Origin of the sequence: Bradyrhizobium sp. SZCCHNR1053, from assembly GCF_032381235.1 — a bacterium.
GTDB lineage: Bacteria > Pseudomonadota > Alphaproteobacteria > Rhizobiales > Xanthobacteraceae > Bradyrhizobium.
Genome location: NZ_JAUHJM010000004.1, coordinates 439,361 through 462,933 on the forward strand (window position 1 = coordinate 439,361; position 23,573 = coordinate 462,933).

23 protein-coding genes are annotated in these 23,573 nt (G+C 65.2%); 17 read left to right on the plus strand and 6 right to left on the minus strand.

Going from position 1 to position 23,573, the window contains the following annotated elements:
• Both QX051_RS13975 and QX051_RS13980 read right to left on the minus strand, forming a co-directional pair.
• On the minus strand, nucleotides 1-507 hold the full coding sequence (locus QX051_RS13975; RefSeq protein ID WP_315774261.1) for a DUF3455 domain-containing protein: 507 nt from the start codon (nucleotides 505-507) through the stop codon (nucleotides 1-3).
• 98 nt (nucleotides 508-605) lie between these two features.
• Entirely contained in the window at nucleotides 606-1,820 is a 1,215-nt protein-coding gene (locus QX051_RS13980) for an NADP-dependent isocitrate dehydrogenase (protein ID WP_315759047.1), read from the minus strand.
• 300 nt (nucleotides 1,821-2,120) lie between these two features.
• Here QX051_RS13980 and QX051_RS13985 point away from each other — a divergent pair, with 300 nt between their 5' ends.
• The 4 genes from QX051_RS13985 (at nucleotide 2,121) to QX051_RS14000 (ending at nucleotide 5,991) form a co-directional block, all read left to right on the plus strand.
• A complete protein-coding gene (locus QX051_RS13985; RefSeq protein ID WP_315776517.1) occupies nucleotides 2,121-3,320 on the plus strand; it encodes a TrmJ/YjtD family RNA methyltransferase in 1,200 nt (399 codons plus the stop codon).
• Nucleotides 3,321-3,627: 307 nt separating this feature from the next.
• Entirely contained in the window at nucleotides 3,628-4,410 is a 783-nt protein-coding gene (locus QX051_RS13990; protein WP_315776518.1) for a hypothetical protein, read from the plus strand.
• Between the two features lie 207 nt (nucleotides 4,411-4,617).
• On the plus strand, nucleotides 4,618-5,736 hold the full coding sequence (locus tag QX051_RS13995; protein WP_315737340.1) for a DUF2336 domain-containing protein: 1,119 nt from the start codon (nucleotides 4,618-4,620) through the stop codon (nucleotides 5,734-5,736).
• 39 nt (nucleotides 5,737-5,775) lie between these two features.
• Complete coding sequence (locus QX051_RS14000) at nucleotides 5,776-5,991, plus strand: hypothetical protein (RefSeq protein WP_315776519.1); 216 nt, start codon at nucleotides 5,776-5,778, stop codon at nucleotides 5,989-5,991.
• A gap of 225 nt (nucleotides 5,992-6,216) precedes the next feature.
• On the opposite strand, the gene QX051_RS14005 is transcribed toward QX051_RS14000, so the two are convergent.
• Nucleotides 6,217-6,897, minus strand: a complete 681-nt coding sequence (locus QX051_RS14005; protein ID WP_315759043.1) for a TetR/AcrR family transcriptional regulator — start codon at nucleotides 6,895-6,897, stop codon at nucleotides 6,217-6,219.
• Between the two features lie 257 nt (nucleotides 6,898-7,154).
• On the opposite strand from QX051_RS14005, the gene QX051_RS14010 reads away from it, so the two are divergent.
• The 7 genes from QX051_RS14010 to cynS all read left to right on the plus strand — a co-directional run bounded on the left by QX051_RS14010 (nucleotide 7,155) and on the right by cynS (nucleotide 13,922).
• Complete coding sequence (locus QX051_RS14010; RefSeq protein WP_315737343.1) at nucleotides 7,155-7,697, plus strand: OsmC family protein; 543 nt, start codon at nucleotides 7,155-7,157, stop codon at nucleotides 7,695-7,697.
• A gap of 34 nt (nucleotides 7,698-7,731) precedes the next feature.
• The gene (locus tag QX051_RS14015; protein ID WP_315776520.1) at nucleotides 7,732-8,853 is read left to right on the plus strand and encodes an acyl-CoA dehydrogenase family protein; all 1,122 of its coding nucleotides are present in this window, start codon (nucleotides 7,732-7,734) and stop codon (nucleotides 8,851-8,853) included.
• Between the two features lie 50 nt (nucleotides 8,854-8,903).
• Nucleotides 8,904-9,779, plus strand: coding sequence for a sulfurtransferase (locus QX051_RS14020; protein WP_315776521.1), 876 nt, complete (start codon nucleotides 8,904-8,906; stop codon nucleotides 9,777-9,779).
• Nucleotides 9,780-9,885: 106 nt separating this feature from the next.
• Nucleotides 9,886-11,271, plus strand: coding sequence for a CmpA/NrtA family ABC transporter substrate-binding protein (locus QX051_RS14025; RefSeq protein ID WP_315776522.1), 1,386 nt, complete (start codon nucleotides 9,886-9,888; stop codon nucleotides 11,269-11,271).
• A gap of 211 nt (nucleotides 11,272-11,482) precedes the next feature.
• Complete coding sequence (ntrB, locus tag QX051_RS14030) at nucleotides 11,483-12,322, plus strand: nitrate ABC transporter permease (RefSeq protein WP_315776523.1); 840 nt, start codon at nucleotides 11,483-11,485, stop codon at nucleotides 12,320-12,322.
• Nucleotides 12,323-12,480: 158 nt separating this feature from the next.
• Nucleotides 12,481-13,383 carry an ABC transporter ATP-binding protein gene (locus QX051_RS14035; protein ID WP_315737348.1) on the plus strand — a complete coding sequence of 301 codons (903 nt, stop codon included), beginning with the start codon at nucleotides 12,481-12,483 and terminating at the stop codon, nucleotides 13,381-13,383.
• A gap of 50 nt (nucleotides 13,384-13,433) precedes the next feature.
• Nucleotides 13,434-13,922: a cyanase gene (cynS, locus tag QX051_RS14040; protein ID WP_315776524.1), complete on the plus strand. Its 489-nt coding sequence runs from the start codon at nucleotides 13,434-13,436 to the stop codon at nucleotides 13,920-13,922.
• A 74-nt stretch (nucleotides 13,923-13,996) separates the two neighbouring features.
• Here the strand turns inward: cynS and QX051_RS14045 are convergent, their stop codons facing one another.
• The gene (locus QX051_RS14045; protein WP_315776525.1) at nucleotides 13,997-14,320 is read right to left on the minus strand and encodes a DUF1476 domain-containing protein; all 324 of its coding nucleotides are present in this window, start codon (nucleotides 14,318-14,320) and stop codon (nucleotides 13,997-13,999) included.
• Between the two features lie 311 nt (nucleotides 14,321-14,631).
• Between QX051_RS14045 and purC the strand changes: the two genes are divergently transcribed.
• The 5 genes from purC (at nucleotide 14,632) to QX051_RS14070 (ending at nucleotide 18,924) form a co-directional block, all read left to right on the plus strand.
• Nucleotides 14,632-15,399: a phosphoribosylaminoimidazolesuccinocarboxamide synthase gene (gene purC, locus QX051_RS14050; RefSeq protein ID WP_208866972.1), complete on the plus strand. Its 768-nt coding sequence runs from the start codon at nucleotides 14,632-14,634 to the stop codon at nucleotides 15,397-15,399.
• Nucleotides 15,400-15,412: 13 nt separating this feature from the next.
• Entirely contained in the window at nucleotides 15,413-15,655 is a 243-nt protein-coding gene (purS, locus tag QX051_RS14055) for a phosphoribosylformylglycinamidine synthase subunit PurS (RefSeq protein ID WP_315759032.1), read from the plus strand.
• A 188-nt stretch (nucleotides 15,656-15,843) separates the two neighbouring features.
• Nucleotides 15,844-16,545 (plus strand): phosphoribosylformylglycinamidine synthase subunit PurQ, encoded by a 702-nt coding sequence (gene purQ, locus QX051_RS14060; RefSeq protein WP_315737352.1) that lies wholly within the window; start codon nucleotides 15,844-15,846, stop codon nucleotides 16,543-16,545.
• 198 nt (nucleotides 16,546-16,743) lie between these two features.
• On the plus strand, nucleotides 16,744-17,949 hold the full coding sequence (locus QX051_RS14065; protein WP_315776550.1) for a DUF1236 domain-containing protein: 1,206 nt from the start codon (nucleotides 16,744-16,746) through the stop codon (nucleotides 17,947-17,949).
• A 237-nt stretch (nucleotides 17,950-18,186) separates the two neighbouring features.
• Nucleotides 18,187-18,924, plus strand: coding sequence for a tetratricopeptide repeat protein (locus QX051_RS14070; RefSeq protein WP_315776551.1), 738 nt, complete (start codon nucleotides 18,187-18,189; stop codon nucleotides 18,922-18,924).
• Nucleotides 18,925-19,023: 99 nt separating this feature from the next.
• Here QX051_RS14070 and QX051_RS14075 read toward each other — a convergent pair whose 3' ends face one another.
• The gene (locus tag QX051_RS14075; protein WP_315776526.1) at nucleotides 19,024-19,506 is read right to left on the minus strand and encodes a PaaI family thioesterase; all 483 of its coding nucleotides are present in this window, start codon (nucleotides 19,504-19,506) and stop codon (nucleotides 19,024-19,026) included.
• 196 nt (nucleotides 19,507-19,702) lie between these two features.
• On the opposite strand from QX051_RS14075, the gene purL reads away from it, so the two are divergent.
• Nucleotides 19,703-21,910, plus strand: a complete 2,208-nt coding sequence (purL, locus tag QX051_RS14080; RefSeq protein ID WP_315776527.1) for a phosphoribosylformylglycinamidine synthase subunit PurL — start codon at nucleotides 19,703-19,705, stop codon at nucleotides 21,908-21,910.
• A 303-nt stretch (nucleotides 21,911-22,213) separates the two neighbouring features.
• Here the strand turns inward: purL and QX051_RS14085 are convergent, their stop codons facing one another.
• The gene (locus QX051_RS14085; protein ID WP_315776528.1) at nucleotides 22,214-23,410 is read right to left on the minus strand and encodes an acyltransferase; all 1,197 of its coding nucleotides are present in this window, start codon (nucleotides 23,408-23,410) and stop codon (nucleotides 22,214-22,216) included.
• Nucleotides 23,411-23,573: the final 163 nt, after the last annotated feature.

The following is a 23,573-nucleotide window of genomic DNA, read 5'->3' on the forward strand; positions in this document are numbered from 1 at the left end:
TCACTCCTTCCGCAGGAACACGTAATCCGCGGAATAGGCGACGCTGCGGAATTGCCCGGCGGTGTCGCAGGTGCCTTCCAGCTTGCCGCCGGCGGTGTTGATCCGCTGCACGGTGGTGACGTCGGAGAGCACGCCCTGAGCGCCGCGGTGAGAAATGACGGCGAGCTTCAGCCAGGGGATGTCGTTGTCGGTGGCGCCGATGGCGGTGCCTTGCACCCGGCCGCCGACGATCGAGCCGTCCTGGTGCTCCCAGCTCGGCCCGGCATAGTGCCGGCCGACGGTCTTGCCGTCCGCCAACAGGGTGGCAATCGGCTCACGGAAGGTCCAGGCGAGCTTGCCGTCCTTGTCGGTCTTGCAGTCGTAGACCTGCGCGCCCTCGGCATGCAGCGTCAGCACGGCCTTTTCGCCGGCGGCGACCAGCGCATCGGGAATCGTGGTCTCTGCGGCGTGGGAGGAGCCGATCTGGGCCCCGAGCAACAGCAGGGCGAGCGATGAGGTCAAGCGCATGATCAGGTTCCTCGACGGCAGGGGAAAACGGAAACGGGCCACGCTGGTGGCGCGGCCCGTTGATAGGTGACGAAACCAGAAGGCGAAAGTGGGGAAACTTACGCCGCCATCGCCTTGGTGAGGTTTTCCGCGATCTTGTCGAGGAAGCCGGTGGTCGACAGCCAGCGCTGGTCGGCGCCGACCAGGAGCGCGAGGTCCTTGGTCATGTAGCCGGACTCGACGGTGTCGACGCAGACCTTCTCCAGGGTGGCGGCGAACTTCGCCAGTTCGGCATTGTTGTCGAGCTTGGCGCGGTGCGACAGGCCGCGGGTCCAGGCGAAGATCGAGGCGATCGAGTTGGTCGAGGTCTCCTTGCCCTTCTGGTGCTCGCGGAAATGGCGGGTCACCGTGCCGTGGGCGGCCTCGGCCTCGACGGTCTGGCCATCCGGGGTCATCAGCACCGAGGTCATCAGGCCGAGCGAGCCGTAACCCTGGGCCACGGTGTCGGACTGCACGTCGCCGTCATAGTTCTTGCAGGCCCAGACATAGCCGCCCGACCACTTCAGCGCCGCGGCGACCATGTCGTCGATCAGGCGGTGCTCATAGGTGATCTTCTTGGCCTCGAACTTGTCCTTGAACTCCTTGTCGTACACCTCCTGGAAGATGTCCTTGAAGCGGCCGTCATAGACCTTCAGGATGGTGTTCTTGGTCGACAGGTAGACCGAATAGTTCTTGGCGAGGCCCATGTTGAGCGAGGCGCGGGCGAAATCGTAGATCGACTCGTCGAGGTTGTACATCTCCATCGCGACGCCGGCGCCGGGCGCCCTGAAGACCTCCTTCTCGATCACGGTGCCGTCGTCGCCGACGAACTTCATCGTCAGCACGCCCTTGCCGGGGAACTTGAAGTCGGTGGCGCGGTACTGGTCGCCATAGGCGTGGCGGCCGATGATGATCGGCTTGGTCCAGCCGGGAACGAGGCGCGGCACGTTCTTGCAGATGATCGGCTCGCGGAACACGACGCCGCCGAGGATGTTGCGGATGGTGCCGTTCGGCGACTTCCACATCTCCTTGAGGCCGAACTCCTTCACGCGCGCCTCGTCGGGGGTGATGGTGGCGCACTTGACGCCGACGCCGACCTTCTTGATGGCGTTGGCGGCATCGATCGTGATCTGGTCGTTGGTCTTGTCGCGGCTTTCCATCCCCAGGTCGAAATACATCAGGTCGATGTCAAGGAACGGGTTGATCAGCTTGTCCTTGATGTACTGCCAGATGATCCGGGTCATCTCGTCGCCGTCGAGCTCGACGACCGGGTTGGTCACCTTGATTTTTGCCATGATCGATGGGGCCTCTTGGGAACAGCGCGCCAGGAGTGGAAAGCGCTTGTGAAATCAAGCGCGTCATAGCACTGCTGCACCGCGGGCGGAAGCGCACCCGGTATGCGCCCGGTGCCGATTTTCGCAGCCCGCTCATGCGGTGGGCAACGGCGGCTGCCGGCCGGCCTGCAGGTTCGAGCAAACCCTAAAATTCTTGGCTAAGCCGATTATTTTGCTTGAGAATTCTCCCCGGTCAGGTCAACGGAGCGGGCAGGGCGCGCCGCGGGCGCTTCAACCGGATTCAGAGGGCGAGGATTGAGCGTGTCGGGCACCGACAAGACCAAGGTGGGATTGGAGATTGCTGGCCCGGTGGTGATCCTGGTCGAGCCGCAGCTCGGCGAGAACATCGGCATGGCCGCGCGCGCCATGGGCAATTTCGCGCTGTCCGAGCTGCGCCTGGTCAATCCGCGCGACGGCTGGCCGAACATCGCCGCCCAGCGGGCGGCCGCCGGGGCCGACCACATCATCGATCATGTCCGGCTGTTCGACACCCTGCCGGAGGCGATCGCCGACCTCGACCTCGTCTTCGCGACCACCGCCCGCGCCCACGACCAGGCCAAGCCGGTGATGGGGCCGGAAGCGGCCGCCCGCGAGATGCAGGGCCAGATCGCCGCTGGCGGCCGGGCTGGCATCCTGTTCGGCCGCGAGCGCGCGGGCCTGACCAACGAGGAGGTCGCCCGCGCCAACCGCATCGTCACCTATCCGGTCAATCCAGGCTTTGCCTCGCTGAACCTCGCCCAGGCGGTGCTGCTGATGGGCTATGAATGGTTCAAGCTGGTGACAGCGGGCGCGCTGCCCTTCGCCATGCCCGAGCGCTCGGAGCGCGCTTCCCAGGAGCAGATGGAGGCGTTCTTCGAGAATCTGGTGCGCGAGCTCGACCGGGTCGAATTCCTGCGCCCGGCCGAGAAGCGCGAGACCATGCTGGTCAATCTGCGCAACATCTTCTTCCGCATGGAGCCGTCGCGGCAGGACATCCACACCCTGCACGGCGTGGTCATGGCGATCGCCGAGGGGCGCAAGGGGCCGGCCAAGGGCGGCGTGCTCGACAGCGAGCAGGCGACGCGTCTGCGCGCCCTGATCGCCGAGCAGGGCACGGTGGCGAACCTGCCGGATTCGCGCGGCTCGCTGCGCGGGCTGGCGCGGCTGCTCCGCCGCAACCCGACCGACGCCGAGCGCGCGCTGTGGCACGCGCTGTCGCGCGACCGCCGCTTCGCCGGCCAGTTCAAGCGCCAGACCCCGGTCGGCCGCCACATCCCCGACTTCGTCTCTTTCATCCACCGCCTGGCGATCGAGCTGGTGGGCCCCGACGAGAGCGAGGGCGTCGTCGCCGACCGCAGCGCACGGCGGGCGTGGCTGGAAAGCCGCGACTACCGCGTCACCGAAGTGAAGGCGGCGGATGTCGAAGGGAATCTCGAGGCCGAGCTGGTGCGGCTGCAGGCGCTCATCGCCGAGACGAAGTAGCTGACGGTCGCATTGCCGGCTGCATGGCGCCGACTGCCAGCTCCCCGCGTGAGCGCAATCGCCGATTGCGCCGTCGCGTGGCTCACACCGCCGTAGCAGTTGATCCAAACATCCAGGGCAGGCCGAGTCTGCGATCCCGTTTACACCGGCTGAAGGATGATTTGCGATCGCAATTCCAGATTGTGGTTTGCCCGATCGGTTTTGGTTAGATCGCAGCACAAAGAGCAAGACCAAGGGGGCATTCATGACTACGCGACGATGGCGCTCGTTTCTGTGTTGTGCGTTGATCATCGGTTCGATCTTCGGCTTGTCGGCAAGCGCCCACGCAGCCGGCGCGAAGCGGTGCACGACCGCGGCCGATCTCGGCGCCGATGAGCGCATTGCCGGTTGCACTGTCGTGATCGAGCACGGCAAGCCGGCGACGCCGCAGGTGATCGAGGCCCGTTTCGCGCGCGCCGGAGCCTATTTCCGCAAGGGAGACGTCGAGCATGCGATCGACGACTACAAGATCGTCATCGAGCAGTCCTCGGCCGGTCTTCTTGCCGCATTCGATCGCGCCGCTCCTGATCTGCGCGAGAGCGAGCCGCAGCCGGGGTCGGGTTTCGGGCGGGCGTTCGGGCGCAACGGCTACCGGGCGCAAGCCTATCGCGCGCTGGGGATCGCAAGCTTCCAGGCGGGTCTTCTGGAGCAGTCGCACGACGATTTCAGATGGCTCAGCGAGATCGATCCCCACAATGCCGATGCGGCCCTGTGGCTGGATCTGGCCCGCCGCCGCGCCGGCCTGCCGAGCGAGCTCGCCGACCACGCGAAGCGGCTCGACATGGGCAAATGGCCGGCCCCGATCGTCCGTCTCTTCCTCGGGCAGGAGACGACAGAGGCTGTGCTTGCGGCGGCCGACCGTGGTGCTCCCGCCACGCGCAGGGCACGGCGTTGCGAGGCGAGCTTCTTCGCCGGCGAGCTGATGCTCGACCAGAGTCGTGAGCGTGATGCCATGCAATTGATCGACCGCGCTCTCGCCGAGTGCCCGTGGACATCGCGCGAACGCTCGGTCGCGGAGGCCGAGGCGCGCGCGCTCCGCGTCATGCCGTAGGCCTCCTGCGTCGCTCGCGCGGGAAGAACGGATCGGCGCGGCGATCGCGCCGCGACCGGATCCCCGGCCGCATGCTTAACGCGCACGCGCGCATTTGAGTGAAAATGCCCGGTCAAATCCGCACGGCGCGGGTTACGGAACGCTCGGGTTCGAACGCTATGATCTGCGCATTGCCCTTTCATCGTTGCAACTGTGCGGCCTTTCATCATGAACGAAACCAGATCGGTGTTGCGGGACCTCGAGGATGCGATTGCGCGGGGGACCGCGGACAGCCGCGAGCGCGCGCTGTGGCATGCGACCGACCTGCTGATCGCGGGGCGCTACTGCGAGGAGGAGATCGCCACCTTCGGCGAGGTGATCGGCCGGCTCGCCGACGAGATCGAGATCGAAGCGCGCGCCAAGCTTGCGGATCGCCTCGCCAGGATCGAATATTCGCCGGCCAGCGTCATCCGCAAGCTGGCCTTCGACGACGAGATCTGGGTCGCCGGTCCAGTGCTGCGCGAGTCCGAGCGGCTCGATGACGCCACGCTGGTCGAGAACGCCAGCACCAAGAGCCAGGACCATCTGCTCGCGATCGCCGAACGCCGAACGCTGAGCCCGGCGGTGACCGACGTGCTGGCCACGCGCGGCAACCGTGACGTCGCCACGGCGGTGGCGCGCAATCAGGGCGCCCAGTTCTCCGGTGCCGGTTTCCTGCACATGGTCCAGCGAGCAGAGAACGACTCGATCCTCGCCGAGCATCTCGGCCGGCGGCTCGACATCCCGCGCCACCTGTTCCAGCAACTGATCGCCAAGGCCTCGGACGATGTCGGCAAGCGGCTGGCCGGGGAGCGGCCGGAGCTGCTTGGCGAGATCAGTAGCTCGGTCGCCAACATCGCCGGCGACCTGCAGTCGAAGTTCGGCCCCGGCTCGCGCAACTACTTCGTCGCCAAGCGCACCGTGACGATCCAGCACCGCCTCGGCAATCTGCACGAGAGCACCATTGCCAGCTATGCGACGGCACACAAGGTCGAGGAGGTGACGATCGGCCTCGCGCTGCTGTCGGGACTGCCGGTCGACGTCGTCGAGCGCGCCTTGTTCGACCGTAACCGTGAGATGCTGCTGATGCTCGCCAAGGCGCTTGGCTTTACCTGGGATACGATGATGGCGCTCGCCTTCCTCGGCGCCCGCGAACATCGCATCACGGCCGGCGAGCTGCAGGAGCTGGAGCGCGACTATGCCAAGCTCCAGTCGCAGACGTCGCGCAGCGTGCTCGAATTCTATCAGTCCCGCAAGAATCCAGGCAAAGGCGGCAAGGCGTCCGCGCCGCGCGCCGCGGCGTATTGAACCTGCAGCGACGGACGGAGGTGATCGCGGATGAGCGGCATGGGATTTCCTCTTCGCGGAGAGCAACGGCTCGGCCATCGCGAGGCGCCTGCGGACGGCGCGGCAGTCGATGCGGCCTGGCATGTGCTCGAAGCGGCCAACGAGCTCGGCGACGAGGCTGCGGTCGCCGCCTGCCGCCGCGTGATCGATTCGAGCCTGAACGGCGCAGTCGCGGATCAGGCCGACGTGAAGCTTGTGACAGAGTACTTCCGTTAGTTCGATTGATGGCTTTGCACGGGCGCTCCGCGGCGTCACGAGTTGACGGCTCCGTCCTCCCCGTCCATTCCGGGGCAATCGCCAACGCGCTTGCGCGTTGGCGATTGAACCCGGAATCTCGAGATTGTGAGGAATGGACGCAAGACAAGATCGAGATTCCGGGTTCAAGCCCTGCGGCTTTGCCCCGGAATGACGGTGGGTGGGACTCAGGGCGAGCAGGCCGCTTCACACAGCGGCGAGCTGCGTGTCCGCCTTGCCGACGCGCTTTCCCGTCTTGTGCTTCGCCGGCTCGATCAGCGCCTTCGCCGCCAGCCCGGCCGTGTCCGCGACCTCGGGATTGCGTGACACCATTGCCGCCACGATCGCGCCGTCGATCAGCAGTGCGAGCTGATGCGAGAAGCTCTCCGGCTCGGCAGCGCCCATCTCACGGGCGAGCTTCTCGATATGCGCCAGCACCACTTTCTTGTGGCGCATTGCAATGGTGCGAAACTGCTTCTGGTCCTTGTCGTGCTCGCCGACTGCATTGATGAAGGGACAGCCGTAGAAGCGCTCCTCGCCGAACCAGCTCTTCAGCGCCGGAAAGATGCGTGCCAGCTTGGTCTCGGCGTCACCGCCGCCGCTCTCCATTTCCGCGATGAACCATTCACGCCACTGCTTGCCTTCGCTTTCGAGCACGGCTGTGACGAGCGCGGTCTTTGATCCGAACAGCTTGTAGAGCGTGGTCTTCGCGGTGCCCGCCTCACTGATGATCGCATCGATGCCGGTGGCATTGATGCCGTTCTTGCAGAACAGCCGCGTGGCGGCGCCGAGCAGACGGCCGCGCGCGGATTCGTCATCGCTGGCCGCGATCGTCCTTGCGATCGCCTGCTTCTTGCCGGTTTGTTTGCCCGCAGCTGACTTGCCCATGTGTACGAGCTTAATCGCTGTGCGCGTGAGTCAGCAAGGCTGCTGATGCGGTCGAGGCAGCGTTGCGCTCAATTTGATCGCTGAAGGCGGCATTCTGCATCGCACTTGGGCAGCGGCTGGGTCGTGGCGGGGCGCTGCTCGCCTCCCTGATCGCATAAGCCGCGAGGATCATTCCGGCTTTTGATTTTCGGCCTCTCTGGCACGCTTCGTGCAGGATACAGACCGTTCGGTATCCTCATCCCAGGGAGAGAAATGAGATGACCGCTGTGGTTCAGAAGACGGCGCTGACGGGCTGCCTCGCACCCATCGATAAGAACGGGCTCGAACAGCTCATCGTCAACGGCAAGGCCAACCCCAAGGTCATCAAGACCCTGAAGTGCAAGACCGTGGCGGAAGGCAAGTTCCGCCACGCCAACTACATCCGCAACCTCGCGCCCTATATCGTCGACGAGCCGCCCGGTCTGCTCGGCGACGATACCGCACCGAATCCGTCGGAGGCCTCGCTGGCCGCGCTCGGCTCCTGCCTTGCGGTGGGTTTGCACGCCAATGCCGTGCATCGCGGCTGGACCGTCAACAAGCTCGAGCTGGAGCTCGAGGGCGACCTCAACATCACCGCTGTCTGGGGCACCGGCGACGTCAGCGAGAAGCCGGTCGGCTTCACCGACGTGCGCGTCAAGGTCGACATGGAGTGCGAAGGCATTTCCAAGGAGGAGGTCCAGGCCCTGGTCGACCACGTGAAGAAGTGGTCGCCCGTCGCCAACACCTTCACGCGTCCCGTCAATCTCGAGGTCGGCGTCTGAGCCTGGCTCGAGGCCATGTGGAGCGGAGGACGTCATGGGTTCACTCGGACAGCATCTGGCGATCGACAGTGCGGGCGTGGTGCCCGTGCCGTCGACCGTGGAGCAGGTCGCGGCGATCGCGCGCAACGAGCTTGCGCCGCTGGCCAGCGGAATCGACGCCGGAACGGTGTATCCGGCTGACGTTCTCCGCCGCTTCGGCGAGGTCGGTGCGTGGAGCAGCCACGTGCCTGAGAGCGGCAAGGCCGATCTCAACTGCGCCATCGATTCGATCTCGGCGATCGGCGAGGTCTGCGGCGCTTCCGCCTTCATGGCGTGGTGCCAGAACACGCTGGTCTGGTACATCGCCAATTCGGACAACAAGGCGCTCAAAATGCGTCTGCTCGACGATGCCGCGAGCGGCAGGCTGCTCGGCGGCACCGGCCTTTCCAACCCGATGAAGAGCTTCTTCGGCATCGAGAAGCTCAAGCTGAAGGGCCGGAAAGTGGAGGGCGGCTACGTCGTGCGCGGCGTGCTGCCCTGGGTCTCGAACCTCGGGCCGGACCACATGTTCGGCACGATCTTCGAGCGCGAGGATGCGCCCGGCGAGATCGTGATGTTCATCGTCGACTGTTCGGACCCGGCGGTGACGCTGCAGCCGTGCCAGCAGTTTCTCGCAATGGACGGCACCGGCACCTACGGCATCCAGCTCCGCGACCTGTTCGTGCCGGACGAGCTGATTCTGGCCGACCCCGCTGGCCCCTTCGTGAAGAAGATCCGCGCCGGCTTCATTCTTCTGCAGGCCGGCATGGCGCTCGGCCTGATCAGGGACTGCATCAAGATCATGCAGGAGGTCGAGGCGCCGCTCGGCCACGTCAACCGCTATCTGCCGCAGCAGCCGGTCGACTTCAGCGCGCTCGCCGACGAGCTCGCACGGGAGACCATGATCCTCGCCAGCGATCCGTTCAACACGGACGAGACCACCTGGCGCAAGGTCGTCGCGCTGCGCCTCCGGGCCGGGGAGGCCAGCGTGGCTGCGGCTCACGCCGCGATGCTCCATTGCGGAGCGCGCGGTTACATCAAGGGCAATCGCGCCGAACGTCGCCTGCGCGAGGCCTATTTCGTCGCGATCGTCACCCCCGCGACCAAGCAGCTCCGCAAGATGCTCGCCGACGGCTGACGCCGGCGAGAACGGCAAACCAACAAAGTTTAGACCAGGAGAGGCCTGCCATGACGGACGTTCTGATTACTGCCGGCGAACTCGCTGATTTCATCAAGAAAGAACCGTGTGTCGTCATCGACACCCGCAATCCGGATGCTTATGGCGCGGGACATCTTCCCGGCGCGGTCAACGTCCATGAGATCTTCACCTATCTCGCGACGTCGACGCCGGAAGGCATCGAGGAGCTGAAGACGAAATTCGCCGACGCGTTCGGCGCCGCCGGCCTGTCGGGTGCCGAGACCGCGGTCGTCTACGAGCAGTCGATGAACTCCGGCTTCGGCCAGTCGTGCCGCGGCTACTTCCTGCTGACGATGCTCGGCTATCCCAAGGTGAAGGTGCTGCATGGCGGCTATGATGCCTGGGTCGCGGCTGGCATGCCGGTGACGACCGACGTGCCGTCGCCGGCCAAGGCCTCGTTCGCGATCGTGCCGGAGGCGGGCAGCATCCTGATCGACGCCAAGGCCATGCTGGCGGCGGTCGGCAATCCCGCCATCGCCATTCTCGATGTCCGCGATGTCGACGAGTGGATCGGCGATTCCTCCTCGCCCTACGGCAAGGATTTCTGCCCGCGCAAGGGCCGCATCCCCGGCGCCGTCTGGCTCGAATGGTACCGCATGATGAAGCCGACCGCCGAAGGTCCGCGCTTCAAGTCGAAGGACGAGATCCTCGCCGAATGCGCCACCGTCGGCATCACCCAGGACACGCCGGTCTATCTCTACTGCTTCAAGGGCGCGCGTGCGTCGAACACCTTCCTCGCTCTGAAGAACGCCGGCGTGAAGGATGTGCGGATGTATTTCGGCTCGTGGAACGAGTGGTCGCGCGACCCGTCGCTGCCGATCGAGGAAGGTCTGCCGATGCCGGCGATGACCAGCAAGGCGGCATAAAAGCTGCATAGAAAATTCGCAAGGGCACGTCCGGCCGCTGAAAAATGCGGCCGGATGAGCAGTTCGAAGGCGCAGTTCGCGCAGGTGTGACAAAGGGGCGCAGCACATGTCGATTTTCGATGATCCGTTCGATGCCGAGGCCAGCGTGAATGCCGGTTGTATCTGCGGCCAGCATCGCAGTCCGGCCGAACACGAGCACGCCGTGCTGGCGCTGCGCTGCGAGCCCGTGACGGACTCCACCGAGAAGCGTTACGAGAACGTGGTCGCGTCAGCCGTGCTGCGCGCGGTGTTTCCGGAAGCAGCCACCCGTCGCGCGTTCCTGAAGTCGGTGGGCGCCGCCACCGCGCTCGCCGCGGTCTCACAATTCTTTCCGCTGAAGACGGCGACCGAAGCCTTTGCCGAAGCGGGCGCGCCCGAGAAGAAGGATCTCAAGGTCGGCTTCATCCCGATCACCTGCGCGACGCCGATCATCATGGCCGCGCCGCTCGGCTTCTATGCCAAGGCCGGGCTCAACGTCGAGGTGGTGAAGACCGCCGGCTGGGCCGTCATTCGTGACAAGACCATCAACAAGGAATACGACGCCTCGCACATGCTGGCACCGATGCCGATCGCGATCTCGCTCGGACTCGGCGCGCAGCCGATCCCGTTTACCGTGCCCGCGATCGAGAACATCAACGGGCAGGGCATCGTGCTTGCGATGAAGCACAAGGACAAACGCGACCCGAAGGACTGGAAGGGCATGAAGTTCGCCATTCCGTTCGACTATTCGATGCACAATTATCTGCTGCGCTATTATCTCGCCGAGCACGGCATCGACCCCGACACCGACGTGCAGCTGCGCTCGGTGCCGCCGCCGGAGATGGTCGCGAACCTGCGCGCCGACAACATCGACGGCTTCCTCGCGCCGGACAACATCTGCCAGCGTGCGATCTTTGACGGCGTCGGCTTCCTGCATATTCTCTCGAAGGAGATCTGGGACGGTCACCCCTGCTGCAGCTTCGCGGCGAGCCGCGAGTTCATCACGGCCGCGCCGAACAGCTTCGCCGCGCTGACCCGCGCCATCGTCGATGCCACCGCCTATGCGTCGAAGGCCGAGAACCGCAAGCAGATCGCCGAGGCGATCGCGCCGGCCAACTACATCAATGCGCCGGTGACGGTGCTGGAGCAGGTGCTGACCGGCACCTATGCCGACGGCCTCGGCGGGGTGAAGACCGATCCGAAGCGCGTCGATTTCGATCCGTTCCCGTGGCAGTCCTTTGCGGTGTGGATGCTGACCCAGATGAAGCGCTGGGGCCAGATCAAGGGCGATGTCGACTACAAGGCGGTCGCCGAGCAGATCTATCTCGCCACCGACACCCGCAAGGTCATGACCGACATGGGCCTGACGCCGCCAAAGGACTCCTACAAATCGTTCTCGGTGATGGGCAAGCCGTTCGACCCGACCAAGCCGGACGACTACGTCGCCAGCTTCAAGATCAAGAAGGCGTCGTGATGGGGGCGACGAGGGCGACGCTGCTGACCCCACCCATGGTGATGAACACGCCCCCAACCACACCACCGGTGTCGTCCCCGCGAACGCGGGGACCCATACGCCGTGACCTGTCTTGGGGCAGGGGCGGTAGCGACAATCGTTTCCACCAACTGCCGACGGTGGCTATGGGTCCCTGCGTTCGCAGGGACGACAGCGGTGGTGGGGCTGCTGAATGAGCACCTCGCTCCGCCTGCGCGCCGCCGTCGTCTCGATCGTCTTGTTGGCCGTCTTCCTCGGCGCCTGGCATATCGCCACCCGTAGCACGGGCACGGCTGCCAACATGAGCCCCGAATACGCCAAGCTGATGGGCATGACAGCGACGCAAGGCAAGTCGGCGATGCCCGGGCCGCTCGATGTCGGCGCCAAGCTGTGGGAGCATCTGCGGCGGCCGTTCTACGACAATGGTCCGAACGACAAGGGGCTCGGCATCCAGCTCGCCTTCTCGCTCGGGCGGGTCATGCTCGGCTACCTGATCGCGGTCGCGGTCGCGATCCCGCTCGGCTTCCTGATCGGCATGTCGCCCTTGATGAGCAAGGCGCTCGATCCGTTCATCCAGATTCTCAAGCCGATCTCGCCGCTCGCCTGGATGCCGCTCGCGCTCTACACCATCAAGGATTCCAGCCTGTCGGCGATCTTCGTGATCTTCATCTGCTCGGTGTGGCCGATGCTGATCAACACCGCCTTCGGCGTCGCCAGCGTGCGCAAGGAGTGGATCAACGTCGCCCGCACCCTCGAGGTCGGGAATTTCCGCCGCGCCTTCACCGTCATCCTGCCGGCGGCGGCGCCGACCATCCTGACGGGCATGCGGATCTCGATCGGCATCGCCTGGCTCGTGATCGTCGCCGCCGAGATGCTCGTCGGCGGCACCGGTATCGGCTACTTCGTCTGGAACGAGTGGAACAACCTGTCGATCACCAACGTGATCATCGCGATCCTGCTGATCGGTCTCGTCGGCATGGTGCTGGATCAGATCCTGGCCCGTGTGTCGCGGCTCGTGACGTTTCCGGAGTAGGGGATGATCAGGCGAACTGCTGCAAGGTGCGCAACTCCGTTCCCCTCCCCCTTGCGGGGAGGGGTTAGGGGTGGGGGTGCCCCAGGCGCGAGTCTTCGTGGAGGACCCCCCTCCCTGACCCTCCCCCACAAGGGGGGAGGGAACGGAAAGACCTTCCTATGACCGACAAGTTCATCTCCATCGAAGGGATCGCCAAGCGCTACGACGGGGCGCGGAGCACGACGATCTTCGAGAACCTGTGGCTCGCGATGGCGCGCGGCGAGTTCGTCTGCGTGATCGGCCATTCCGGCTGCGGCAAGACCACGGTGCTGAATGTTCTTGCCGGCCTCGACGTGCCGAGCGAGGGCGCCGTCATCGTCGATGGCCAGGCGATCGAGGGGCCGAGCCTCGACCGCGCAGTGATCTTCCAGAGCCACGCGCTGCTGCCATGGCGGACGGTGCTCGGCAACGTCGCCTATGCGGTCTCGTCGAAGTGGCGCAAATGGGACCGCGCCAAGGTCAAGGCGCATGCGCTGAAATATATCGAGCTCGTCGGCCTCGCCGGCTCGGAGCACAAGCGGCCGTCGGAGCTGTCCGGCGGCATGAAGCAGCGCGTCGGCATTGCCCGCGCGCTGTCGATCACGCCGAAGATCATGCTGATGGACGAGCCGTTCTCAGCGCTCGATGCGCTGACGCGCGGCACGCTGCAGGACGAGGTCCGTCGCATCTGCGTCGAGACCGGCCAGACCGTGTTCATGATCACCCACGATGTCGATGAGGCGATCTATCTCGCCGACAAGATCGTGCTGATGACCAACGGGCCGGGCGCGGTGCTGGCGGAGATCGTCGAGAACCCGCTGCCGAAGGACCGGCTGCGCGGCGACCTGCACCGCCATCCGCTGTACTACGCGCTGCGCAACCACATCATCGACTTCCTAGTCAGCCGCAGCAAGACCTTCACCGCCGAGACGCCCGATTACGACCCGCGCAAGGTGCCGGTGGTGAAGATCGGGCGCAGCGAGCCGACGATCGTCGCGTCCAACCCGGTCGAGAACGACGCGCCGCAGGCGATCGCCCGCTGACGCCCCGCCGGAAGAAACCCATCAACGAAGACTCTCAAGGGAGACCAAGCATGAAGCGATCCGACCTCACCGAGAAGCTGCTCGACATCAAGCGCGAGAAGGGCTGGAGCTGGCAGTACATCTGCGAGACAATCGGCGGCTATTCCGAGGTGCTGATCGTCGGCGCCGTTCTCGGCCAGATGAAGCTGACCAAGCCGCAGGCCGCCAATGCGGGCGAGCTGTTCGGCCTGTCGAAGTCCGAGATCGCGATGCTGAACGAGACGCCGATGCGCGGCGAGGGCGTGCAGATGCCGCCGACCGATCCGCTGATCTACCGCTTCTACGAGCTCGTGATGATCAACGGCCCGGCCTGGAAGGAGCTGATCCAGGAGGAATTCGGCGACGGCATCATGTCGGCGATCGATTTCGACATGGTGATGGAGCGTCTGCCCAATGCCAAGGGCGACCGCGTCAAGATCACGATGTCGGGCAAGTTCCTGCCGTACAAATATTACGGCGCCAGCGGCAACGTGCCGGAATATGGATTCAAAGAGGAGTAAGCGAGTAGCGAATTGCGAGTAGCGAATAGGGGCAGGAGATCCCTATTCGCCACTCCCTATTCGCTATTCGCCTGTCACTGTCCCGCCTTGACCTGGGCGACGGCGGTCGACAGCAGCTCGCTCATCTTCGCGCGCACGTCCGCCTCGGTGACGGCCGCGCCCTTGGCGGTGAGGTCGCCCAGCACCTTGCGCAGCACGTCGGCATCGCCCGCTTCCTCGAAATCGGCCGCGACGACCTCCTTTGCGTAGGCGTCGGCGTCAGCGCCGGACTTGCCGAGCTTTTCGGCTGCCCACAGGCCGAGCAGCTTGTTGCGGCGGGCTTCTGCCTTGAACTTCAATTCCTCGTCATGGGCGAATTGCTTCTCGAAGGCGTCCTCGCGCTTGTCGAACGTGGTCATGGTCGGAACTTCCAGTGTTGCCGAAGAGGGTTAACCGCGCAGGCGGTTGCGGGGCGGTGGCCGCACGCCTAAATAATTGGAACATCTTGCCAATACAACGGGTACGAGGCCGCAGGGAAGGGCGGTAAAACTCCGCTCCCGAGGCCCGGATCGATTGTGCTCGGGACACCAATGAGATAGGTTTCCCACAGGCCCGGTTCTCGTTCTGTTTCCTTAACATCCGGGCCCTCGCGGCAGCTCCGTCGTGGTCCTGTCCAAAGTCATCCGGAGCCCACCATTTCATGGATTTCAACAAAACACGGTACATCCCAATGAGCCGTCGGCGTCGCATTTATGAAGGCAAGGCCAAGGTCCTGTACGAAGGCCCCGAGCCGGGCACCCTGATCCAGCACTTCAAGGACGACGCCACCGCCTTCAATGCCAAGAAGCACCAGGTGATCGAAGGCAAGGGCGTCCTCAACAACCGCATCTCGGAGTACCTGTTTCAGCACCTCAACGACATCGGGGTACCGACTCACTTCATCCGCCGGCTCAACATGCGCGAGCAGTTGATTCGCGAGGTCGAGATCGTGCCGCTCGAGGTCGTCGTTCGAAATGTGGCGGCGGGCTCGCTGTCGCAGCGCCTCGGCATCGAGGAAGGCACCCAGCTGCCGCGTTCGATCATCGAATTCTATTACAAGAACGACCAGCTCAACGACCCCATGGTGTCGGAGGAGCACATCACCGCGTTCGGCTGGGCGACCCCCCAGGAGATCGACGACATCATGGCGCTCGCCATCCGCGTCAACGACTTCCTGACCGGGCTCTTCCTCGGCATCGGCATCCGCCTCGTCGACTTCAAGATGGAGTGCGGCCGGCTGTTCGAGAACGAGATGATGCGGATCATCGTCGCCGACGAGATTTCCCCCGATTCCTGCCGGCTGTGGGACATCAAGTCGAACGAGAAGCTCGACAAGGACCGCTTCCGCCGCGATCTTGGCGGCCTTCTGGAGGCCTATACCGAGGTCGCCAAGCGGCTCGGCATCCTGATGGAGAACGAGCGTCCGGTGGGCTCCGGTCCGGTTCTCGTCAAGAGCTAAAAGGGAACAAGACGTGAAAGCGCGTGTCACGGTGACGCTGAAATCCGGCATCCTCGATCCGCAGGGCAAGGCGATCGAGGGCGCCCTCAAATCGCTCGGCGTCGACGGCGTCGCGAGCGTGCGCCAGGGCAAGGTGTTCGACATCGAGCTCGAAGGCGCCGACAAGGCCAAGGCGGAGGCCGCCCTGAAGGCGGCCGCCGACAAGCTGCTCGCCAACACGGTGATCGAGAATTACCGGGTGGAGCTGCTGGGATAGGGCAATGGCCGTGACCGAGCGCGAGATCTACGAGCGACTGCTGGAGATCTCGCGTGATCTGGTCCTTGTCGAACATTCGGTCGATGAGCTCCTTGCCGGTGTGCGAGCGTTGAATTTGGAGCTCTCGTCAGACTCAAACACTCTCGCGTGGCCGCGAGGGAGCGATCCTCGAGCAAGCACGTAAGATCATGAAATCCGCCGTCCTCGTCTTCCCCGGCATCAACCGCGAACGCGACATGGCGCGCGCGCTGCGCATGATCTCCGGCCATGAGCCGGCGATGGTGTGGCACGCCGAGACGGCGCTGCCGAAGGGCACCGATCTCGTCGTCGTCCCCGGCGGCTTCTCCTATGGCGACTATCTGCGCTGTGGCGCGATCGCGGCCAGGGCACCTGTCATGGACGCGGTGCGCGACCACGCCGCCAAAGGCGGTCTTGTGCTCGGCGTCTGCAACGGCTTCCAGATCCTGTGCGAATCCGGCCTGCTGCCGGGCGTGCTGATGCGCAACGACAAGCTGAAGTTCATTTGCAAGGACGTGCATCTGCGGGTCGAGCGCTCCGACTCGCCGTTCACGCGCGGCTACAATGCCGGCCAGGTGATCCGCGTGCCGGTCGCCCATGGCGAGGGCAACTATGCGGCCGACGAGGAGACCCTGAAGCGCCTCAATGGCGATGGTCGCGTGCTCTATCGCTACTGCTCGGCCGATGGCGAGGTCGGCGACATCAGCAACATCAACGGTGCTGCGCATTCCATCGCCGGCATCGTCAACGAGAACGGGAATGTGCTCGGCATGATGCCGCATCCCGAGAATCACGTCGAGGACATCATGGGCTGCACCGACGGCCGCGGCCTGTTTGCCGGCCTCGTCGCCCATCTCGATCGCGCGGCCTGAAGGCCGTTCATCGAAATCGTTCCGTAGCTTTTTTCTCGCGCCGCCCGGCAACACCGGGCGGCTGTTTGCGTTGTCCGCCCGATTCCATGGGGCATGAACCAAGGAGGTTCTTATATGACGACGAAACATTGGCTGGGAACTGCCGCCATCATTCTCGCGATCGGCGCGGGTGCGAATGCCGCGTCAGCGCAATCGGAAATGAAGCACGAGGGTGGCCCGGCGGCGGCCTCGCCGCGCGAGGCGGCCCGTCCGGGCGCGGAGTCGAAGGGCGGCGGCGCTGCCGCGGCGGAACGCGCCGGGTCCGATGCGAAGCAGAGCGCGCAGGAGCGAGCCTCGGAGCGCTCGGCGCATGAGACCAAGCAGGGCGCTGACAGCAAGGCTGAGCGCGGGCCGGCGTCGGCGCAGCGCGACCACGATGCCAAGGACAGCGCCGAGACAAGGTCCCAAGCTGACAGCAAGCAGTCTGACAGCAAGGGCAAGGCCGAGTCGAAGCAACAGCAGGGACGCGCCGACGAACCGCGCAAGGGCGAGGATCGCGCGGCCGAGAGCAAGTCGGGTGCAACCGACCGCAAATCCGACCGCGAGGCCGATCGCAGCGGCATCGACAAGAGCCGGCAGAGCCAGGACGAGCGCAAGGCCGGCACGTCGGACCAGGCGGCCGACAAGCAGACCGACCGCGGCAGGCAGGCCAATCAGCCGGGCGCAACGGACAGCAAGAGCACGACCGCGCAGCAGAACCAGCAGACCGGTCCGGCCGGCGCCACCGCGGGCAAGCCGGATGCGACCGGGCAGGCCAGCAACCAGACCCAGACCAACAGCACCCGCTCGAGCACGCAGGTTTCGGTCAACGAGCAGCAGAAGACCCGCGTGGTCGACCAGCTCAAGCGTGATCACGACTTCGATCGTGCCCGCACCGACATCGACATCCGGATCAACATCGGCGAGCGCCTGCCGGAGCGCGTGCGGCCGCGTCCGCTGCCGTCGGAGATCGTCACCATCGTTCCGCAATATCGCGGCTACGAGTACACGGTTGTGCATGACGAGATCGCCATCATCGATCCGCGCAGCCGCGAGATCGTCGACGTGATCCCGCAAAACGGCATGCGCGCCGATCGCGGCTATGACCGCGGTGGCTACGGCGTAAGCTCGACCCGCATCGTGCTGTCGGACGATCAGCGCCAGATCCTGCGCCGCGCCGCCACCGAGACAGGCACTGTGGGCTCGACGACATCGTCATCGACCTCGTCCGGACCGAGCTGCCTGAGCCTGCGCCGCGTGCCCGATGAGCTCGCGCGCAGCAATCCGGAGCTCGCCAACTACCAGTATCTGGCGATCGGCGAGCAGGTCGTGCTGGTCGACCCCCGCGATCAGAAGGTGGTGCAGGTCATCGACCAGCAGCAATAACGGCGCGGCGATACGACGGCGGCTCGAGGGCGGGAGCGCGACGCGCTTCCGCCCTTTTTGCGCGACAGGATCGCCTTCCGTACGGCCATTGAACAAGCCTTGCTCTGTTGTTTGAACCGGCCGTTGTCCCGATGCGTCCAACCGGCATCGTCAATTGAGCCGGCGGATGCGGGATTGTCGGCCGCGCTCGGCCACGCTATCAACGTCGGCGTGTAGGGATTGGCCGTGGGGACCGTCGTGCCGGTTGCACTCGTCATTATACTTCTTCAGATCTCGCTGATCTACCACGCCTCGCGTACCGGGCGGATGCAGCCCTGGGCGTTCATCATTTTGCTGGTCCCCTTGATCGGCGCGCTCGCCTACATCGTGGTCGAGCTGGTGCCGGAATGGCTGGGCAGCCACGACGTCCAGAAGGCGCGCAAGCGCGTCGCCAACAAGCTCGACCCGGAGAAGTACTACCGCGAGTTGTCCGATCGTGTCGCGATCACGGACACGATCGCCAACCGCGCGGCGCTGGCCGAGGAATGCGTCGCCGTCGGTCGCTATGACGAGGCCGAGCAGCACTACGATCACATCCTGAGCCTGCCGATGGGCCACGAGCCGCTGTTCGCGCTCGGCAAGGCCAAGGCGCAGTTCGCGCGCCGCCGCCCCACGGATGCGCTGGCGACGCTCGACGAGCTGCAGAAGGCCTGGCCGGACTACAATTCGGCCGAGGCGCATCTGCTCTATGCGCGGGCTTTGCAGGAAGCCGGCCGCACCGACGAGGCAATCGAGGAGTACCAGGCGCTGCTGGACTATGCGCCGGGCAGCGAGGCGAAGGTCCGCTACGGCACGCTGCTCAAGCTGGTCGGCCGGATCGATGAGGCCAAGGTCGTGTTCACCGAGCTGCTGATCCAGATGAAGCGCGCGCCACGACATGTGCGCAAGGCGCAGGCCGAGTGGATCGCCCTCGCCGAGAAGCAGCTCGCGGGGTGACGCCGGAAGCCCGGGTGAGTGCAGCGATATCCGGGTTCACGGACAGCGCGCGTGAGACCCCGGATATCGTTGCGCTCATCCGGGCTACGACATCATCCGCTACGGCGAGTTCGCCGCCTCCGGCGTCCGCCGCTTGACCCGCTTGATGGTCCCAGAGAACGAGAACAGCGGCCTCGGGCCGGAATGCAGCATGCCGCGCAGGAAGATCAGCGAGGCGCCGGCGCGGGTGACCTCGCCGGTGGCCTCGATCAACTCACCCTCGCGCGCCGCGTCGAGGAATTCGCTCGAGAACGAGACCGTGACACCCGGGCCCTGCATGATCGGCGCGGCGAAGGCGAACAGGCAGTAGTCGGCGAAGGTCATCAGGCAGCCGCCATGGACGTTGCCGCCGCCGTTGAGGTGCTTCTTCTCGACCCGGAAGGCGCAGCGGATCGAGCCATCGTCCTCCATCCGGTGCCAGAATGGCCCGGTGTGGGATTCGTAGCTGTCGCGCATCCAGGTCCGCCAGCCGGCGAACTCGCCGTCGGTCGCGATGTGGATGCCAGGACGGTTCTCGAAGGCGGAACGGGGCAGGTCGTGCACGTGTCAGGGCCTTTAACTGTTGATTTACCGTCTTAAATCCGATTGGTCGCCAATCTGCAAATATCCCTTCTGGCGGTCCGGGCCAAAGCTCTGGACAGGGCGGAATAGGGCCGTAAAAGGCCTTTTCCCGCCCTGGCGATCTTTCTATGAAGCAGGCTTCAAGGGACCAGCGGCCCACGGGCAAAGGCATTTCTCCATGCGCAATGAACCGCAGATCACCCCCGAGCTCGTCGCCGCCCACGGGCTGAAGCCCGATGAATATGAGCGCATCCTGAAGCTGATCGGGCGGGTGCCGACCTTCACCGAGCTCGGCATCTTCTCGGCGATGTGGAACGAGCACTGCTCGTACAAGTCGTCGCGCATCCACCTGCGGGGACTGCCGACCAAGGCGCCCTGGGTGATCCAGGGCCCCGGCGAGAATGCCGGCGTGATCGACATCGGCGACGGCCAGGCCGTCGTATTCAAGATGGAGAGCCACAACCACCCGAGCTACATCGAGCCGTACCAGGGTGCGACCACCGGCGTCGGCGGCATCCTGCGCGACGTGTTCACCATGGGCGCGCGCCCGATCGCCTGCCTGAACGCGCTGTCGTTCGGCGCGCCGGAGCATCCCAAGACCCGGCATCTGGTGTCCGGGGTGGTGGCCGGTATCGGCGGCTATGGCAACTCGTTTGGCGTTCCGACGGTCGGCGGCCAGACCCGCTTCCACACCCGCTATGACGGCAACATCCTGGTCAACGCCATGGCGGTCGGCCTCGCCGACGCCGACAAGATCTTCTATGCAGCGGCCTCCGGCGTGAACATGCCGATCGTCTATCTCGGCTCCAAGACCGGCCGCGACGGCATTCATGGCGCCTCGATGGCCTCGGCCGAGTTCGACGATTCCTCGGAGGAGAAGCGCCCGACGGTGCAGGTCGGCGACCCCTTCGCCGAGAAGCTGCTGCTGGAGGCGTGCCTAGAGATCATGGCCGCGGACTGCGTGATTGCGATCCAGGACATGGGTGCGGCCGGCCTGACCTGCTCGGCGGTCGAGATGGGCGCCAAGGGCGACCTCGGCGTCGATCTCGATCTCGATGCCGTGCCGACCCGTGAGATCGGCATGAGCGCCTACGAGATGATGCTCTCCGAAAGCCAGGAGCGCATGCTCATGGTGCTGAAGCCGGAGAAGGAGAAGGAGGCGGAAGCGATCTTCCGCAAATGGGGGCTCGATTTCGCGGTGGTCGGCTACACCACGCCGAGCAAGCGGTTCGTGGTGAAGCATGGCGGCGACGTCATGGCCGACCTGCCGATCAAGGAGCTCGGTGACGAGGCGCCGCTGTACGACCGTCCGCATGTGGCCTCATCGGCGCTGCCGGTGATCCACGCCCGCGAGGTCAAGTCGCCGATGGACATCATCCCGGCGTTGGAGAAGCTCGTCGCAACGCCCGATCTGTGCTCCAAGCGCTGGATCTGGGAGCAGTACGACCATGTGATCCTCGGCAACACCGTGCAGCGCCCCGGCGGCGATGCCGCAGTGGTGCGCGTGCAGGATGGCCCGAAGGGGCTTGCGCTCACCGTCGACGTCACGCCGCGCTATTGCGAGGCCGACCCGTTCGAGGGTGGCAAGCAGGCCGTCGCGGAGGCCTGGCGCAACATCACCGCGGTCGGCGGCCGGCCGCTCGCCATCACCGACAATCTCAATTTCGGCAACCCGGAGCGGCCCGAGATCATGGGGCAGTTCGTCGGCTGTCTGAAGGGCATTTCGGAAGCCTGCCGCGCGCTCGACTTCCCCGTCGTCTCCGGAAACGTCTCGCTCTACAACGAGACCAATGGCCGCGCGATCCTGCCCACGCCGTCGATCGGAGGCGTCGGCCTGCTCGATGATTTCACCAAATCGGCGAGCATCGCGTTCAAGGCCGAGGGCGAGGCGATCCTGTTGATCGGCGAGACCCATGGCTGGCTCGGCCAGTCGGTCTACCTGCGCGACATCTGCGGCCGCGAGGAGGGCGCCCCGCCGCCGGTCGATCTCGCCGCCGAGAAGCGCATCGGCGATGTCGTCCGCGGCATGATCCATGCGGGCACAGCGACGGCCGCACACGATCTCTCCGACGGCGGCCTGCTGGTGGGGCTCGCCGAGATGGCGATGGCCTCCGGGATCGGCGCGCGGCTGCTGGCCGCGCCTGCGTCGATCGTGCCGCATGCCTATTGGTTCGGCGAGGACCAGGCGCGCTATCTCGTGACGGTGCCGGAGACCGAGGCTGGCCGCGTGCTCGCCAAGATGCGCGGCGCCGGCGTGTCGTGCACCCGCATCGGCACCACCGGCGGCACAGCGCTTGCCATCGCTGGCGACGCGTCGGTCGAGGTCACTGCGCTCAAGACCCGCTTCGAGAGCTGGCTGCCCGGCTACATGGGCGGGGCCGCCTAACTCACCCCTGTCGTCCCGGACAAGCCACGACGGCGCAAGGCGCCGTCGCGGCGCCGATCCGGGACCCAGACTCCGCGGCCGCGGTTGTCACGCACGCTGGTCGTTGAGCTCTTTCAACAACGACGCCCTGTGGTTATGGGTCCCTGCTTTCGCAGGGACGACAGGGGAAATTGCCGTGAGCGCCGCAGCCTTGCCCGGCGTCATTGCGAGCGAAGCGAAGCAATCCAGGACTCCATCGGCGGATGCAGTCTGCATTGCTTCTTCGCTTCGCTCCTCGCAATGACGGAGGAGACAGGGTCGTGCTTACAGCACGTTCTTCGCTCCCGGAATCTGCCGTAGCGCCCACGTTGCACCCCAGCTCAGGAGCACGGTGGCGACGAAGGCGATCGTGGCCTTGGCAATGGCCGGCAGATTGAGGTCGAACAGCCAGTACTGGATCCACAGCACGATCGGATAGTGCACCAGGAACATGCCATAGGCATCGGCCTGCATGCGATCGAGCACGGAGAATTCCGAGCGGCGGTTGTTGAGGAAGTAGGACAGGATCGCGAACAGGATCGCGGCGCTGAAGATGACGAACAAGAAGCCGTAGGCCGCCTCGTACCACTGCGGCAACACGGGCGGATTGCCCAGCACCTGGCGCTTGATCGTGATCAGCACCCAGAGCAGCGCATAGGGCACGAGCGTGACCACGATCCAGGCCCCGAGTCCGCGCTGCGACATCTGCCCTTCTGCGGCCAGCAGGCCGCGTTCGAAATTGGCCGAGCCGATGCCAGCCCCGACGTAGAAATAGGCGGCGTAGAGCAAGACGCGGCTGGCCTGCACCGAGAGCGGTCCGGCCTCGAACCAGAAGGTCGGGCCGAAATAGAGCCGGGACGGGATGTAGAGCACGCCAGTGATCAGCAGGAAGACGAAGAAGAAGTCGCCCGGATTCTCGAAGGCGCGCTGCGACAGCCGGTTGATCGGATCCAGCAGGCGCGGCGAGACGCGGTACAGCAGGGCCGCCGAGGTGTCGAACGCCAGCAGCACCCAGATGAACCAGATCGGCCCGCTCGGCCATGGACCGACCGTGACCGTCTTCCACCAGAAGGCAGCGAAGCTGGCTTCGGGATTGGCGCGCAGCTCGATCGCGTAATAGGCAAACGGAATGACGGTCAGGGCCGCGATGGCGAAGGGCAGGCCAAGACGCAACAGCCGGTCGCGCAGGAATTGCAGCGTCGACTTGTGAGCAAGGCCCGACCACACGAACAGGCCCGACAGGAAGAAGAACATGGCCATGAAGAAGCTGTCGGTGGCCAGCACGATGGCATCGAAGCCGAGGAAGGACGTCGGATCGGTGTGCCCGAAATAGGTATAGGGAATCACGGCGTGGTGGAGCAGCACCACCAGCGTCAGGAATGTCCGGGCGTGATCGAGCGCGGCGTTGCGCGCCCGGGCGCGCGGGCGGGCCTGAAGCTCGACCTTTGCGGCCGCCGCCGATTGTGTAACCGATATGACCATATGCCCCCCAGCGTCGCTGCTGCCCGGCCCGTGCAGCGGATGTGACGTTCGCATCCCCTTCGCCGCGGGGCGTCACGCAAACGCCGTCCAAGGCTGCGCGAGCCGGAATGATTCAATGAGATCGTGTGACTGTCTGGCACCGTCATTCGCTGGAGACGCCCGC

Excerpts from the sequence above, each read along its gene's own strand:
- purC (WP_208866972.1), top strand. The coding sequence starts at position 14,632 with ATGAGCCGTCGGCGTCGCATTTATGAAGGCAAGGCCAAGGTCCTGTAC.
- QX051_RS14045 (WP_315776525.1), bottom strand. The coding sequence starts at position 14,320 with ATGACCACGTTCGACAAGCGCGAGGACGCCTTCGAGAAGCAATTCGCC.
- QX051_RS14025 (WP_315776522.1), top strand. The coding sequence starts at position 9,886 with ATGTCGATTTTCGATGATCCGTTCGATGCCGAGGCCAGCGTGAATGCC.
- QX051_RS14035 (WP_315737348.1), top strand. The coding sequence starts at position 12,481 with ATGACCGACAAGTTCATCTCCATCGAAGGGATCGCCAAGCGCTACGAC.
- QX051_RS14020 (WP_315776521.1), top strand. The coding sequence starts at position 8,904 with ATGACGGACGTTCTGATTACTGCCGGCGAACTCGCTGATTTCATCAAG.
- QX051_RS14000 (WP_315776519.1), top strand. The coding sequence starts at position 5,776 with ATGGGATTTCCTCTTCGCGGAGAGCAACGGCTCGGCCATCGCGAGGCG.
- cynS (WP_315776524.1), top strand. The coding sequence starts at position 13,434 with ATGAAGCGATCCGACCTCACCGAGAAGCTGCTCGACATCAAGCGCGAG.
- purL (WP_315776527.1), top strand. The coding sequence starts at position 19,703 with ATGCGCAATGAACCGCAGATCACCCCCGAGCTCGTCGCCGCCCACGGG.
- ntrB (WP_315776523.1), top strand. The coding sequence starts at position 11,483 with ATGAGCACCTCGCTCCGCCTGCGCGCCGCCGTCGTCTCGATCGTCTTG.
- QX051_RS14065 (WP_315776550.1), top strand. The coding sequence starts at position 16,744 with ATGAAGCACGAGGGTGGCCCGGCGGCGGCCTCGCCGCGCGAGGCGGCC.
- QX051_RS14085 (WP_315776528.1), bottom strand. The coding sequence starts at position 23,410 with ATGGTCATATCGGTTACACAATCGGCGGCGGCCGCAAAGGTCGAGCTT.
- QX051_RS13975 (WP_315774261.1), bottom strand. The coding sequence starts at position 507 with ATGCGCTTGACCTCATCGCTCGCCCTGCTGTTGCTCGGGGCCCAGATC.
- QX051_RS14010 (WP_315737343.1), top strand. The coding sequence starts at position 7,155 with ATGACCGCTGTGGTTCAGAAGACGGCGCTGACGGGCTGCCTCGCACCC.
- QX051_RS14015 (WP_315776520.1), top strand. The coding sequence starts at position 7,732 with ATGGGTTCACTCGGACAGCATCTGGCGATCGACAGTGCGGGCGTGGTG.
- QX051_RS13980 (WP_315759047.1), bottom strand. The coding sequence starts at position 1,820 with ATGGCAAAAATCAAGGTGACCAACCCGGTCGTCGAGCTCGACGGCGAC.
- QX051_RS14005 (WP_315759043.1), bottom strand. The coding sequence starts at position 6,897 with ATGGGCAAGTCAGCTGCGGGCAAACAAACCGGCAAGAAGCAGGCGATC.
- purQ (WP_315737352.1), top strand. The coding sequence starts at position 15,844 with ATGAAATCCGCCGTCCTCGTCTTCCCCGGCATCAACCGCGAACGCGAC.
- QX051_RS13995 (WP_315737340.1), top strand. The coding sequence starts at position 4,618 with ATGAACGAAACCAGATCGGTGTTGCGGGACCTCGAGGATGCGATTGCG.